This is a genomic window from Sedimentitalea xiamensis (assembly GCF_030164465.1).
In the GTDB taxonomy this organism is placed as follows: Bacteria; Pseudomonadota; Alphaproteobacteria; order Rhodobacterales; family Rhodobacteraceae; genus Sedimentitalea; species Sedimentitalea xiamensis.
The window spans coordinates 1-13,120 of the sequence record NZ_JASNJE010000036.1 but is presented as its reverse complement, the minus strand read 5'-3'; the positions used below and the strand labels follow the sequence as shown (position 1 = coordinate 13,120).

The 13,120-nt window shown below is 63.0% G+C and carries 14 protein-coding genes and 3 pseudogenes; 13 read left to right on the top strand and 4 right to left on the bottom strand.

All coding sequences use genetic code 11. The features are described from left to right. Window positions 1-259: 259 nt before the first annotated feature. Window positions 260-376 (bottom strand): annotated as a pseudogene (locus QO034_RS23395) (NADP-dependent oxidoreductase); the annotation flags it as partial. A 51-nt stretch (window positions 377-427) separates the two neighbouring features. Beyond that, on the bottom strand, window positions 428-1,315 hold the full coding sequence (locus tag QO034_RS20030) for an SDR family oxidoreductase (RefSeq protein ID WP_284487305.1): 888 nt from the start codon (window positions 1,313-1,315) through the stop codon (window positions 428-430). Window positions 1,316-1,412: 97 nt separating this feature from the next. Between QO034_RS20030 and QO034_RS20025 the strand changes: the two genes are divergently transcribed. The 10 genes from QO034_RS20025 to radC all read left to right on the top strand — a co-directional run bounded on the left by QO034_RS20025 (window position 1,413) and on the right by radC (window position 9,790). Next, window positions 1,413-1,862: a winged helix-turn-helix transcriptional regulator gene (locus QO034_RS20025; RefSeq protein WP_284487304.1), complete on the top strand. Its 450-nt coding sequence runs from the start codon at window positions 1,413-1,415 to the stop codon at window positions 1,860-1,862. Window positions 1,863-2,151: 289 nt separating this feature from the next. Beyond that, complete coding sequence (locus tag QO034_RS20020) at window positions 2,152-3,072, top strand: ArdC family protein (protein WP_284487303.1); 921 nt, start codon at window positions 2,152-2,154, stop codon at window positions 3,070-3,072. A gap of 90 nt (window positions 3,073-3,162) precedes the next feature. Next, window positions 3,163-3,552, top strand: coding sequence for a DUF3768 domain-containing protein (locus tag QO034_RS20015; protein ID WP_284487302.1), 390 nt, complete (start codon window positions 3,163-3,165; stop codon window positions 3,550-3,552). A gap of 264 nt (window positions 3,553-3,816) precedes the next feature. Then, window positions 3,817-5,790, top strand: coding sequence for a ParB/RepB/Spo0J family partition protein (locus tag QO034_RS20010; protein ID WP_284487301.1), 1,974 nt, complete (start codon window positions 3,817-3,819; stop codon window positions 5,788-5,790). A gap of 68 nt (window positions 5,791-5,858) precedes the next feature. After that, a complete protein-coding gene (locus QO034_RS20005) occupies window positions 5,859-6,452 on the top strand; it encodes a regulator (protein WP_284487300.1) in 594 nt (197 codons plus the stop codon). Continuing rightward, complete coding sequence (locus QO034_RS20000) at window positions 6,452-7,108, top strand: DUF6927 domain-containing protein (protein WP_284487299.1); 657 nt, start codon at window positions 6,452-6,454, stop codon at window positions 7,106-7,108. The genes QO034_RS20005 and QO034_RS20000 overlap by 1 nt, the downstream gene beginning before the upstream one ends. An 84-nt stretch (window positions 7,109-7,192) precedes the next feature. Beyond that, the gene (locus QO034_RS19995) at window positions 7,193-7,426 is read left to right on the top strand and encodes an antitoxin PaaA2 family protein (RefSeq protein ID WP_284487298.1); all 234 of its coding nucleotides are present in this window, start codon (window positions 7,193-7,195) and stop codon (window positions 7,424-7,426) included. Between the two features lie 51 nt (window positions 7,427-7,477). Then, the gene (locus tag QO034_RS19990) at window positions 7,478-7,702 is read left to right on the top strand and encodes an AbrB/MazE/SpoVT family DNA-binding domain-containing protein (RefSeq protein ID WP_284487297.1); all 225 of its coding nucleotides are present in this window, start codon (window positions 7,478-7,480) and stop codon (window positions 7,700-7,702) included. Next, window positions 7,699-8,082, top strand: a complete 384-nt coding sequence (locus QO034_RS19985) for a type II toxin-antitoxin system death-on-curing family toxin (RefSeq protein WP_284487296.1) — start codon at window positions 7,699-7,701, stop codon at window positions 8,080-8,082. The genes QO034_RS19990 and QO034_RS19985 overlap by 4 nt, the downstream gene beginning before the upstream one ends. Before the next feature lie 136 nt (window positions 8,083-8,218). Further along, window positions 8,219-9,790, top strand: coding sequence for a RadC family protein (gene radC / locus QO034_RS19980; protein ID WP_284487295.1), 1,572 nt, complete (start codon window positions 8,219-8,221; stop codon window positions 9,788-9,790). On the opposite strand, the gene QO034_RS19975 is transcribed toward radC, so the two are convergent. Both QO034_RS19975 and QO034_RS19970 read right to left on the bottom strand, forming a co-directional pair. Beyond that, window positions 9,787-10,122, bottom strand: coding sequence for a type II toxin-antitoxin system RelE/ParE family toxin (locus tag QO034_RS19975; protein WP_284487294.1), 336 nt, complete (start codon window positions 10,120-10,122; stop codon window positions 9,787-9,789). The two genes, radC and QO034_RS19975, sit on opposite strands and share 4 nt — an antisense overlap. Then, window positions 10,122-10,397: a hypothetical protein gene (locus QO034_RS19970; protein WP_284487293.1), complete on the bottom strand. Its 276-nt coding sequence runs from the start codon at window positions 10,395-10,397 to the stop codon at window positions 10,122-10,124. The genes QO034_RS19975 and QO034_RS19970 overlap by 1 nt, the downstream gene beginning before the upstream one ends. A 390-nt stretch (window positions 10,398-10,787) precedes the next feature. On the opposite strand from QO034_RS19970, the pseudogene QO034_RS19965 reads away from it, so the two are divergent. From QO034_RS19965 to QO034_RS19955, 3 genes and pseudogenes are all read left to right on the top strand, one after another. Further along, window positions 10,788-11,479 (top strand): annotated as a pseudogene (locus QO034_RS19965) (DUF2493 domain-containing protein); the annotation flags it as partial. Between the two features lie 156 nt (window positions 11,480-11,635). Next, window positions 11,636-12,628: a nucleotidyltransferase family protein gene (locus tag QO034_RS19960; RefSeq protein ID WP_284487292.1), complete on the top strand. Its 993-nt coding sequence runs from the start codon at window positions 11,636-11,638 to the stop codon at window positions 12,626-12,628. Between the two features lie 272 nt (window positions 12,629-12,900). Continuing rightward, window positions 12,901-13,120: pseudogene (locus QO034_RS19955) on the top strand (hypothetical protein); the annotation flags it as partial.

Genomic DNA, 13,120 nt, shown 5'->3' with positions numbered 1-13,120 from the left:
CACGCCGGGACAAGTTCGCGGCGGCGAAGTTCCGTGTCACGAACTGGGCCGAGTATAACGAAGCGCGGCGATGTGACGGTCTGGTTTGACGATGGCGCGGCCGGGGCCGGATTTCTCAACCCTATCGCGGCGGAGCGGAGGGTTGTAAATCGTGCAGGACGGCTGCGGGACTAGCGGCCCGATCACGCTGATCGTGGACAGCATGGGGCTGAAGATCCACCGTGGCTCCGGCTGGTGTTCAGACAAGCATGGCACGGATAACCCCGGCCGCCCGGACGGCGATCCGCACCTGGCCCGGGCCGGCATGCGGTTCCTCGGCCTCGACGACTTTCAGGACCTCAGGCCCGCCATACTCACTGAACTGAACTGCTTTCATGATGTTTTCCTTTGAATCTAGAGATCCGGTTGGGCGATGTCGGGTACGGCTTCAGGCGAATGTCAGCTCTTTGACGGCGGCACGCACCGTTTCGGCCCAGGGCGTGGTCGGCCGGCCGATCAGGCGTTGCAGCGTGTGGCTGTCGTCCTGAAGCGCCCCCTTCGCCGCACTGGCATCGCTGTCGGCGAGCATGGCCGCGATCGGGCCCGGCAAACCCGCGCTCTCCAGCGCCCCGGCAAACTCGACCTCGCCCATGTCGACATAGGCGACGGGCTTGCCGGCAGCGCTGGCAATCTCGGCAGCAAACTCGGCCATTGAATAGCTTTCATCCCCGGCCAGCTCGTAGACGGCGCCATGCTCGGGCGTTTCAGCAGTCAGAACGGCAACGGCGGCTTCGGCGTAGTCCTGCCGCGCCGCGCTGGAGAAACGTCCTTCTCCTGCCGAACCGATATAGGCGCCATGTTCCAGTGCGGGGGCGATCGAGGCGGTCTTGTTCTCTGTGTACCAACCGTTGCGCAAGAACGCGTGGGGGATGCCAGAAGCCTTGATCGCCTCTTCCGTCGCCTTGTGCTCGGCGGCGAGGCCGATCGGGGTGCTGTCGGCCCTCAGAATGGACGTATAGACGAGAAAGCCGACGCCTGCCGCTTTTGCGGCGTCTATGGCGTTCTTGTGCTGGGCGGTACGTTTGCCGACTTCGGACGCGGAGATCAGAAGCAGGCGGTCGATGCCCTTGAAGGCCAGTTCGAGCGCAACCGGGTCGTCGTAGTCGCCAATGCGCACCTCGATGTTCAATGCCTCAAGGGGAGCTGCGGATTCCGGTCGTCTGACCAGCGCGGCAACGTTTTCTGCCGGCACCTTCTTCACCAGATCGGCAAGGACAAGGCTGCCGAGTTGGCCCGAAGCGCCGGTGACGAGGTATTTGGCTGTCTGGTCTGACATGGTTGGTATCCTTCACGCTTTGCACATGGTGTAGAAATGGGGTATGGTCTCTTTCAGTTACCCACTCCCGTGAGGAATTGTAAGGAGGCAGTTTCAGATGACCAGGGAACAGGAAAGTAACCTCCCTGACGTCCCCGAAGGGATCATCCGCCACTTCGAGGCCTGGCAGGCCGAGGGTGTCGACGCCTCGAACTGCCCGGTACGTGACGTGCTGGACCGCACCGGCGACAAATGGTCGGTGCTGATCCTCATGCTGCTTGCGCGGGAGCCGAAGCGGTTCAGCGCACTGAACAAGGCGGTCGGCGACATTTCCAAGCGGATGCTGACCCAGACGCTGAGATCGCTGCAGCGTGATGGCCTGGTGGATAGGACCGTCTATCCGACCACGCCGCCGATGGTCGATTATCGCCTGACGGATCTCGGTCGCTCGGTGTTGGAACCGCTGGCCGGGCTGATTGTCTGGGCCGACAAACGCCATGAAGATATCCGCAAGGCGCGCGAAGCGTTCGACCGGGAAGAGGCCATGGCCGCTCAGCTATCGGTATGAGCCGCGCCGATCTGATCCCACAAGACAAACCGGGCAATCGATCGCCTGATTTCCGGCTCCCCCGAACGGGCCGACCTGCTGTCGGTAAGGAGCCCCTCCGGTCTTTGCCTTCCTGCCGCGAGAAAGTGAAAGCTGGCCTTGGGTCCGGTTGGATCCGGAGAAGGCGGGAAAGGGGTCTGGCAGGGTTCCGAAGGGATCCTGCCTCTCCCCAAATTGGGATTGCTTTCCCAAACCGTCCTTCGATCCGCGCGCGGCTACCGTGCGCTTCCCCAGAGATCGGAGACCACACATGGCCAGATCAAAGCCCAGGTTCGACGCCGCAGCGTCGATCACCAACGAACTCATCGAGATCATCGACCGGGGGGTGCTGCCCTGGCGCAAACCCTGGCGGGTCGGTGGCAGTTCGGTGCCCCTCCGCCAGAACGGCGAGCCCTACCAGGGCATCAACAACTTCCTGCTGACCATCCGTACCATGATGGCCGGATATTCCTCGCCCTACTGGATGACGCTGAGGCAGGCGAACGCGCTTGATGCGAAGATCATCAAGGGCTCAAAATCGTCGGTTGTCGTCTACTACGGCACCACCGAACGGGGCAGCGAGGACGGCGCCCACGAAGACGAAGCGGACACGGATGATCCCAAAACGATCCCCTTCATGAAGTCCTACCGCGTCTTCAATGCGGAACAGATCGAGGGCTTGGACGCCCGGTTCCATCCCGAGCCTCCGGACGCGCGGGAATATCCCGAACGCGCTCCGATCCCGCATATGCAGGCCTTCTTGGAGGCGGTCGGCGCGACAGTCAGTTTTTCGGGCCGGGAAGCTTGTTACGTTCCCGCACTCGACAAGATCTACCTGCCGCCGATCGAGCTCTTCGAGAACCCACTCAATTTCTACGCCGTCTGGGGGCACGAGCTGGGTCACTGGACGAAACCCCGGCATCGTCTCAACCGCAGCTATGGCGATGCGCGGTTCGGCAACACCGCCTACGCACGGGAAGAGATCGTGGCCGAGCTCTGCACGGTGTTTCTGGGTCAGAAGCTTGGGTTCTCCGCGCATACGCTGGAGCTGAACGCGGCCTATCTCGACAACTGGGTGCGGGCGCTTCGCTCGGACAAGCGGGCGATCTTCAAGCATGCGGCGGATGCGCAGCGCGCCTGCGACTATCTCGTCGCCGCGTCGAAGGCGGGGCAGGGGGAACAGGCCGCCTGAGGCCGGGGCTGTTCCGGCTGGCAGGGCGTGGTGAAAGGAAAAGCTGGCTTCGGGTCTGGTGGTTTCAACCCATTTGGAAAGGACAGACCCATGAGCCATGCCGAATCCGTAGAATTTCCCCGACCGAATGCCACCGTCATCGCCGCGCAGAACGACGCCTTCCGCCGGTCTGCCTGTCTCGGCATTGCGCCCGATCAACCGATCCAGGGGCGAATGCATGTGACACGGTCATTGATGGAGGCCGGCGATGGTTTCATGGCCGAGGCGGTGAAGGCCACGGGCGAATTCGACACCTTCGAGCCTGAGAATGATCCCGAGGGCTGGCACGATTTCGGGGCGGTCACGATCCGCGGCGAAACCGTGTTCTGGAAAGTGGATCTCTACGAGGCCGACTCCGACTTTCGTTACGGTGCCGAGGCGCCCGACAACCCCAAGACCATCACGCGTGTACTGACCATCATGATGGCGCATGACTGGTAGGGTGAAGCTCACCTCCCTTTTCAACACCGACAGGCCCGCTGACCCTCCGAAAGGAAAAGCGGGCCTGTTGTCCTTGTGAGCAGTTTTCGAGCTGATTGGATCGCCTTTCGCTCCCGAACGCGTTTGCCGTGCAAACGCTGCCTCGGGTGCGACGGCGATGCGCAAGATCAGGTTGGTTCGAAAACGCTCGCGGTTCCCGGATCCGGGGATCGGTCAGGCCGCCCGGGAAGTCCGGGTGGCGCAGAACCCAGAAAAGGACATCCCATGACACAAGCCCTCAAGCCCATCTCCGTCGCCATCGGCGATCTCGCCGCCCATCCCGCGAACGTGCGAAGCAGGTCGCCGGAGAGCTACGCCTCCGAGAACATCGCGCATCTGAAGGCCAGCATCGCCGTGCTGGGTCTTCTTCAGCCGCTGCTCGTTCAGAAGATCGATGGCAAGTTCGGGGTGCTGGCCGGCGGCCGGCGCCATGCGGCGCTCCTGGAGCTTGTCGCGGACAAGGCGGCCAGGGGGTTCACCAATCGCACCAAGATCGACTGCCGCCTGGTTCCCGACGATTGCGATGTGACCACCGCGCTGTCGCTCGCCGAGAATATCACCCAGGCCCCGATGAACGCGATCGACGAGTTCGAGGCCTTCGCGCGGATGATGGAAGTCGACGGTCAGACCCCCGAGACCATCGCCAGGATCTTCGGCACCACGGTCGCCGCCGTGAAAGGCCGTCTGCGCTACGGGCTGATCCATCCCGACATCCGCGCCGCGGCCCGCGCCAAGTCGATCACGCTCGACACGATGAAGGCCTTTGCGGATCACCCGAGCCAGGAGGTGCAGCGCGAGGTCTTCGAGGCGCTGTCGAAAGAGGACAGCTATCCTCAGGCCTATACGGTCCGACAGGCATTGAAGACCCGTGGTGTGCAGGTCAGCGACGATATCGGGGCTTTCGTGCGGAAGGACTACGAGGCACGCGGCGGTGCCATCGCGGCCGATCTCCTCGAAGAGCACTCGGTGCTCGAAGATTCCGAACTGGTCGAGACGATCCTCCTCGAAAAACTCGCCGCTGCTGCCGAAGAGGCGCGGGCAGAGATGGGCTTTGCCTGGGCCGATGCGGTGATCCGCTACGATTACGCCGCAATGGCGGACTATGGCCGGGTCTATCCGGGTCCGGTCGAACCCGATGAGGAGGGTCAGAAGCGTCTGGACGAGATCACCGCCGGGCTTGAGAAACTCGAGCGCGAGATGGAGAACGAAGAGCTCGAGGACGAGGCGTACAATGAACTCTACGAACGCGTGGACGAGTTGGAGGCAGAGGCACGGGAACTGCAGGAGGCCTATGGCGCCGAGGATCTTGCCCGATCCGGCGTGATCGCCTCCTGGTCGCACGGCAAGATCTCCCTGCATGTCGGAATGGTGCGCCCCGAAAACAAGGCGGAGAGCTCCGGCAAGACTTCCGCCGCGCCGGGCGAGAGTGGCGCAGCGGCCTCGGACGAGATCACCTATCCCGCTTCGCTGACCGAGGACCTGAAGACCGAGCGGGCGATGGCGCTCGGTGCGGCCATGGCGATGCATCCGGAGGCCACGCTCGACCTCACGCTCTTCAAGCTGGTCACCGATGTGCTGGGTCACGGCATGGGCGTCACCCAGGCGATCAAGGTCGATACCCGCCAGGAATATCGTAATCACGCGAAGATGGACGAGATCGACGGAACCTCGCTCGAGCAGGTCGCCGAAGCCCATGACGCGCTCGATCTGTCCTGGGCGGATGACGCGAGATCCCCCGCCGACCAGTTCGCGCTTTTCCGGGCGCTCGGTGCGGGCGAGAAGGCGAAACTCGTGGCCTATGCCACGGCGGCGACCACGCAATCCTGCCTCAAACGGGACCGGCAGCGCGACAGCCTGATGCATGACTTCGAGATCGAGATCATGCCGGACATCCGGGCGCACTGGACGCCGAACGCGGCGCTCTGGGGCCGCTTCAAGAAGGCGTGGCTCCTGAAGATCCTCGGCGAGGAACTCGGACTCGCGCAGGAGGCGGTGACACTGGCCTCCTCGACCAAGAAGGAGGTCGTCGCCTTCTGCGACAGGCTCTTCGCCGAGCCTTTCGCCACGCTGACGGATGCGCAGCGGGCGGCAGTCGCGGCCTGGTGCCCGCCGATGATGCAGACGGCGGGCATTGAGGTCAACGAAACCGTCGAGGCCAAAACGGCTGAAGATGAAACCGGGGTCGCCAAAGCGGCCTGATCAAGCAGTCGCCCCGCACCGCAGCGCCGGTGCGGGGCGCACTTCTCTCAAACGCACAGGAAAACACCATGTCCCTTCTCAGTTTCACCGCGACCAGCGTCGCGGCGCAGATCGCGCATGCGCGCGCCTGTTCCACCTTCCTGCCCAACTGGAACGGGCCGGTCGGCAATCCCGCCCTGATCCTGATCGTCGGCAATGGCGTCCATCTGCGCTCCAATGGCATCGACGGTTCGACCACGCGGATCGTCACCACCAAACACACCGATCCCTCCTACGCTTTCGCCGAGGGCATCAACCCGTTCCGCGATACGGATTGGATGGCGGCGCGGCAGGCGGCGTTTCGCGATCTGACCGGCCAGTTCTACATCGACATTCTCGATGACGTGCAGATGCTCATCGACCGTGGTCATGACACCATTCGGCTGGCGACCGACGGCCACACGATCCGCGTCTTCCTGCGCCGCGCCGCCGACTACCTGATCGGCGGCACCTATGATGTCCCCTCCGGACTCGGCGGCACCTTCCGGGTGATCCTCAAGGATGCCAGCGATACCCATGCGATCGTACAGAACTCAGGGAATTGCGAGGATTTCGACGAGATGCTGTCTTACCGGGTGCCGCTCGACGCGCTGATCGAGATCGATGACCGGAGGGCGGCATAGTGGGCTGGGTCTTCTATACTGATCGCCGCGTGAAGAGCTACGCGGATGAGAAAGCGGAAATCGCCCGGCTCTGCACTTTCGAGACGGATACGCGCAAGACGGTGCTGCTCAAGGCCTGCAAGGTCGGGTCGACCTGGTATGCCGCCGCCAAGGTCATGAATATCGACGGTACACCGGTCGAGGACAAAACCTATGTGACCGATGCGGACGGGTCGATCGCCTTCGGGGCCGTCTTCCTGACGCGTTACGATGATGGCTGCTGGGGCTACAAGAACATGGAGGAGAGCGCCGGGCCGGTGGAGTCGCGGGCGCCGCTCAGTCTTCTGGCGCTGCTCTCCGAGTTGAAGGATCCCGAGAGCCATGCCCATGCATGGCGCCAGCGCTGCAGGGATTGGGCGGCGATCCCGGACTACGATGAGGGTGACAAGATCAAACTGGCTGCGCCGGTGACACTGACCGATGGCAGCACCTGCCAGATCGTGACCGCCACCCACTACTGGCGCGGAGGGCAAAAGCGCCGGTGCTACCGCATCGAGGAAACCGGCGGCCTCGTGCGTCTGTCCAAGGGCTCGCTTGCAGGATCGGAACTCCTGAGTTCTGCTAAGGGCGCGGCAAGCCCGGTCCTGGCGGAGTTCTTCAGCGCGAAGAGATCGTGAAACCTGCCTTTCATGCAGGCAACCGCTAACTTGGAAGCGCAACGTATATGAGATACGTCTATTTGGATCCAAGGAGAGCAAACGGTGCCCGCCAAGACACCCGATCCCGACGCATATGACACCTGGTTCCGCGCCAAGGTGCAGGAGGCGCTGGATGATCCACGCCCGGCAACATCACAGGCTCGAGCAATGGAACAGGCGCAGGTTGCTCTTGATGTGACCGACATGCCCGAAGAACTGGGTAATCTCCTGGACAAAGGTATCGATGAGCATCTTCACGGCCGACCTGCCGGCCCGCGCGATCTCCCCAAATCTTGACTTTCTGGCCCCTGCCGTATATACATCTGTATAACCTGAGCGAGGCCTCCCATGATCGAAGCCAAGATCCGCAAAGTCGGCAATTCCGCTGTTATGACGCTCAGCACCGAAATGCTTGCCCTGCTTGATGCCAAGGAGGGCGATACGCTCTACGCGGTGCGCACGGATGACGGCGGATTGAAGCTGATGACAGAGAACCCCGAACTACAAGCCGCATTGAATGCGGCGGAAGCTGTCATGGACGAGAACCGCGACCTGCTCCAGGCGCTTGCATGACCGAATGGGTCTGGGTGCCACTGCCGGCCCTCCATGTTATCCACGATCGCCAGATCGCCCGGCACGGCGGTGCATCCGGTACCCGCAATCCGGCCCTTCTCGAAAGCGCGATAGCCCGTCCTTTGAACCAGGCGGGCCATGGCGATCCTGATGCCTATGCGCTTGCCGCAGCCTACGCCTTCGGTGTCGCCAAGGCTCATGCGTTCGTCGACGGCAACAAACGCATGGCCTTCGTGGCCGCATTCACATTTCTGCGGCTCAATGGCATTGCCATCCGCCCCGAACCCGCAATCGGTGTTCGGATGATGGAAGATCTCGCATCCGATAAGGTCAGCGAGGACGACTTCGCGGCCTGGCTGCGCTCGCTCGGTTCTGGGTGATCCGTCCCGCCGAAGTTTTTGCCGCTCGGGTCTTCTAACCTCCCCACCAACTTTTTGAACGCAGCCGTGCACCCGAAAGGAGAAAGGGGGCTTCTTGTCCTTTGGAACTCAAACCCAGACCCAAAGGACAGATGACATGACCGACCGTTGCCCGGACCTCGCTTCCAACATTCCATCGAAACCACAGCTTCTGCGGGCCCTGTCACAGATCGCCAGGGAGATCGAAGACCAGCCCCTCAGAAGCTCGTCGCTGGCGCGGATCATGCGCGAGACCTTCGGTGGCAGCGATGCCGGCGGCGCGTGGTCCTGGCGCATGGCCTATGACGTGATGCAGGCCGCAGCCGTGATGCAGGTTTTGCAGGGCAGCGATCCGGACGCCATCGCATCCGCCAAAATGCTCGCCACGCGGCTCCTGACGGAGACGCGGCGCTCCGAGCAGCAGATCCGTCTGCAGCAATTTTCCACCCCGCTGGCCTATGCAGCCCTGGTCACGCGTGCCGCTGCCATCCGCCCCGGCGAAACTGTCCTCGAACCCTCGGCCGGGACCGGCGCACTGGCCGGTTTCGCCGTCCGCGCCGGCGGCACGCCAGTGCTCAACGAGATCGACCCCTTCCGCATAGCACTTCTTGAGGCGATCTTTGACACGCAGGTGACCGGCTTCGACGCCGAACATATCGACGACCTGCTGGCGGTGCCCGAGCTTCCCGGCGTCATCGTGATGAATCCGCCCTTCGCCTCCTCGGTTGACCGGTCGCGGGACAGGCATATCGCGGCGAAACATCTGATCGGTGCCGCCAAACGCCTCGCGCCGGGTGGACGACTCGTCGCGATCATGCCGATGGGATTTTCGCCAGAACGTGACGCGGCGCATTGGGCGCGGGCCTCAGCTATTGCAAAGCCTCGCCTCGCGCTCACGATCCCCGGCCGTGTTTACGCCAAGCTCGGCACCACCGTCGAAACCCAGCTCATGGTTTTCGACAAGGTGCAGGAGGAGGTGGAGATCGTTCGCGCGGCTGTCGGCGATCTGGATGCGGCGCGGCAAATCATCGATGATATCGCCGCGGCCCGACCGGGCGCTCCTATGCTCCATGCCAGTGCACAGAACCGGCCCGTCATACGGCGGAGCGGCTCTTCCGCCGTGCGCAAGCGCCCGGTCGCTGCAACCTCCTCCGCCAAACCGACAACCCACGCCGCCATCCCGCTGGCCTTCACCAGCCTCGACACGCCCCGCGAGAACACGCCCGTTTCCGACATCTATGCCCGCTATCGTCCGCAGCGGATCGAGATCGCGGGGGCACAGGAACATGCCCGGTCGACCGTTGCACTCCAGTCCTGGGCCATGCTGACCGACTACCTGGCTCTGAACGCCGTCCACGAACGGGTCGAGGTGTTTCGGGTGCTGCTGCTGGACCGGAAAAACAGGCTGATCCGCGACAGGGTCATGACCCGTGGCAGCATCGATCACGTCTCGGTCTATGTCAGCGAGGTGCTCCGAGCCGCCCTCGTTCTCGACGCCTCTGCCATCATCATGTGCCACAACCACCCCTCGGGCGATCCTGAGCCGAGCCAGGCGGACATCGAGTTGACCGGCAGGATCGTCGCGGCCTGCAAGGTGATGGAGATCGTTGTCCACGATCACATCATCGTCGGCTTCGGGCGGGAGAAGACCGCGTTCAGCATGAGGGCGGCGGGCCTGCTGTCCGACTAGTAGTCCATGAAGGTGCGCCGTTTGGAAGCCAGTTTCATCCAGTCCCGGCCGCCGAAGGCCACGAGCGCGAGATAGATCTGGCCAACCTCCGCATCCGGTCTGAAAACGATGGTCAGGCGATGGCCGGACCCGCCATGGCGCACGAGCCAGCCTTCGAGCTTTCCCTCAAGACGGGCACCGGATGTCGGATTGTCTGCGATCGATTGCAGCAAGGCATCGACTTCATCCAGACGCTGAAGGGCTGCTCCGGTGTCGCCTTGGGTGACTTCGACAATGTGGTCGATGATGCCGATGAGATCCCGCTCGAAGAACGGATGCCGGACGAACCGCATCAGGTCTTGCGGGTCATCGCGACCAGATGCGCACGCGCGCCGGCCGTGACATCGCAGGCGTCCCCGACCGGCTCCCATTGATCGAGCGGCAGGGACAGGCGCCGCTCGAGTTCCGCTTCGAGCACCGCCCGTTCGCGCTCACGTTCTGCCTTGGCCTTTGCCAGCTCCCCCGAAACCGCCGCGCTCACATTGGGATACTCCCCGGCTTCGACCAGCTCCCTGGCGAAAGCGTAGGCGGTATCGGTAAAGCTGACGGATTGCTTTTGAACGCTCATGGCAGACTCCTTGGTGCTCCAATAGAGTACCGGATTTTGCGATGTCTCGCAAGCCGGTCAGCCCGACCGAGGGAAGCGCCCCCTGCCTGACGGCCTCCCCCGCTCGGCTGCGCGTGTCGCAGGGGAGATATCGGCCCCTGGCCGATCGCGCATTCGGCCATGCGGCCTCACCGCGGCGTTGCGCCCGGCATCCCGGTTTGCCCGTCTCGCGAGCACGTTGCTCCCCGGCCGCTTCGCCAGATTGCGCTCCGGTCTGTTTTGGCCCAAGGCCAAAACGATCCCGCCGCTCCATCTGTCTCCCGCGTCCGGGCAGCACCCTTTGCCTGCTCGCGTCGGGCAAACCTACCGTCAAAACACACACACATGAGTGCGGAAGCATATCCTCCGGATGACCGCACCGCCGACAAGATCGGTGCATTGGCAAAATCCCATGACGGATCAGAGATCGCGGAGACCGCGCTCGAAGAGGCTCAGGCCCGCTTCCTGCACCTGCGGGAGATCGTCGGCGCCATCGAGACGATGTCCGAGGCGGCGGCGGAATGCTACGAGGTCGAGACCGGCCACGCCTTCATCCCGGCCGCAGGCTCCCGCGCAAGTGTTCGCGCACAGGAGACCGGGGCGGTCTTCGAGGCAAGGCAGCTCCTGGAGCAGCATGACCGGGAGACGGCCGCGAAGTCGAAGGTGGAGGGCCCCCCCTGATCGTCTCGGGCGCCACCGACTGGACCGATATCGATGTCATCTTCAATACGCTCGACAAGGTTCGGGAGCGTATCCGGCAGAACCGCAATCAGGAGATCTTCCTCTGCCACAAGGGCGGCAAGCATGGCGCCGAGATGATCGCGGCCCGCTGGGCCCGGGCGCGCGGCGTCGCGCAGGCGCGCTTCGATCCGCGCTGGTCCGCGCATGGACGTGCCGCCCCCTTCAAATGCAATGATGAGATGCTGGACGACAAGTTCGCGGCGACGGGCGTCGTGCTCTTCGGCGGCAACGGCGTTGCGCTGAATCTCGGGCAGAAGGCCGAGGCGAAGGGGCTCACCGTCATGCGGGTCGCGGACCCGGCGAAGACACCGGCAGATGGGTGAGTGTGAGAGGGTCGCCTTCGGGCGGCCCTTTCGTCGTTTCAAATGGGCGTGGTGGTGTCTTAAGCGTTTTGCCTATCAATTTTAAGTTTTGATAGGTATATGCATGCCAAGCAAAACTTGGAAGTGATTGGCATGACTCCACTCAGTAGCATCGCGATGAGCGCCTATACCGATCTGGTGCGCCTCCTGAAGGATGACGCCTTGTCCGATGTGGAAGGCAAACCAACGCTGAAAGAACGTGGTGACAAGGCTTATTGGTACGCGGCTCGACGTGTTGGGACGGAGATGCGGTTTTTCTATATCGGCGAAGATAGCGACGAGACGCGCGCGCGCATCGAGCGGATCGAGGAACTGCGCGCGACCGCCAAGGAACGGCAGGCGGAACGTTCGCGGCTCGTTCGGCTCTTGCGCGCAGAAGGCATGACGCCAACCGACCGGGCGACCGGCTCCATTCTCTCGGCTATGGCAGCCGCAGGGACTTTCCGGTTGGGCGGCACCATCGTCGGGACAAACGCATTCCGGCTCTATGAAGGCGAGCTTGGTATTCGTTTGCCTTTGGGGGGCATAGCCAATACCGGCGATATCGACATAGCCCAGTTCGAGAAGCTCAGCATCGCCTTGCAGGATCAGGTCGCCCCTGGGCTCGCTGAGACTTTCACGACGTTGAAATTCGATCCCGTACCTGGGCTCGACAAGGGCCGGATCTGGCGATGGGCTCAAGGTGGCAGTGGCCAGCTTGTCGAATTCCTGACCCCCGCCTTCGGCAACGAAACTATCCGTGACTTGCCCGCCCTCGGTGTCGGCGCGCAGGCGCTCAACTACCTCAACTTTCCGATCGCAGAACCGATCCACGCCGCGGCCATTTACCGGTCCGGTATTCTCGTGCAGGTCCCGCGCCCGGAACGCTACGCGATCCACAAACTGATTATCGCCGATCGGCGACGAGACGGGGCAGGCAATCTTAAATCCGCAAAGGATCGCGAGCAGGCGGCCTTCCTGATCGAGGCGATGGCCGAGGACCGTCCCGATGAACTGTCCCAGGCCTATGCCACTGCGCTGGAAGTTGGCCCGCGCTGGCGGGAGCACATCGGCAACTCGCTGAAGCGGATGCCGGAGACGAAGACGATCCTCGAGAGCCTGGACGCATAATCGCCCAGCCGGCGAGACCTGCCGTGGGTGCCCCAAAGAATCGGGTCGCAGAACGCTTAAACTGACTGCCACCCGCCTCTGTCTCTGAATCCCAGGTCCCCTGGCGGCAACCGATCCCCGTTAGGTTGGCCCAGGGCCATCGCGATGACAGATTATCCACAGCCAGCGGTCCCGCTCCAAGATCCAGGCTTGACCGGCAGGAGAGTTTCATCGACGAATTGCTGGCGGAGTAGTGGCAAGGCCGATGTCGGACCGAGCCGCGGCGAAGGTCAGTGGCGGGACCGTTCGATACTTTCCACTGGATGGGATTGCCGCAGGGACAAAGACTCGCCGCGATCAATACAAACGAAAACGGAGCCCAGACCACGGTAAACGGCTGGTTCCATTCCGCACTCAGCGGTCTGCCGGTGCTGGATCTCGCATGCAACGGGCGCGCTCACCCCTCCAGCCTCATGGGGTCGCTTGGTCTGCATCTCGAGGGAGAATATCGCT

Coding starts and splice junctions, on each gene's coding strand:
- QO034_RS20030 (WP_284487305.1), bottom strand. CDS start 1,315: ATGTCAGACCAGACAGCCAAATACCTCGTCACCGGCGCTTCGGGCCAA.
- QO034_RS20025 (WP_284487304.1), top strand. CDS start 1,413: ATGACCAGGGAACAGGAAAGTAACCTCCCTGACGTCCCCGAAGGGATC.
- QO034_RS20020 (WP_284487303.1), top strand. CDS start 2,152: ATGGCCAGATCAAAGCCCAGGTTCGACGCCGCAGCGTCGATCACCAAC.
- QO034_RS20015 (WP_284487302.1), top strand. CDS start 3,163: ATGAGCCATGCCGAATCCGTAGAATTTCCCCGACCGAATGCCACCGTC.
- QO034_RS20010 (WP_284487301.1), top strand. CDS start 3,817: ATGACACAAGCCCTCAAGCCCATCTCCGTCGCCATCGGCGATCTCGCC.
- QO034_RS20005 (WP_284487300.1), top strand. CDS start 5,859: ATGTCCCTTCTCAGTTTCACCGCGACCAGCGTCGCGGCGCAGATCGCG.
- QO034_RS19990 (WP_284487297.1), top strand. CDS start 7,478: ATGATCGAAGCCAAGATCCGCAAAGTCGGCAATTCCGCTGTTATGACG.
- QO034_RS19985 (WP_284487296.1), top strand. CDS start 7,699: ATGACCGAATGGGTCTGGGTGCCACTGCCGGCCCTCCATGTTATCCAC.
- radC (WP_284487295.1), top strand. CDS start 8,219: ATGACCGACCGTTGCCCGGACCTCGCTTCCAACATTCCATCGAAACCA.
- QO034_RS19975 (WP_284487294.1), bottom strand. CDS start 10,122: ATGCGGTTCGTCCGGCATCCGTTCTTCGAGCGGGATCTCATCGGCATC.
- QO034_RS19970 (WP_284487293.1), bottom strand. CDS start 10,397: ATGAGCGTTCAAAAGCAATCCGTCAGCTTTACCGATACCGCCTACGCT.
- QO034_RS19960 (WP_284487292.1), top strand. CDS start 11,636: ATGAGCGCCTATACCGATCTGGTGCGCCTCCTGAAGGATGACGCCTTG.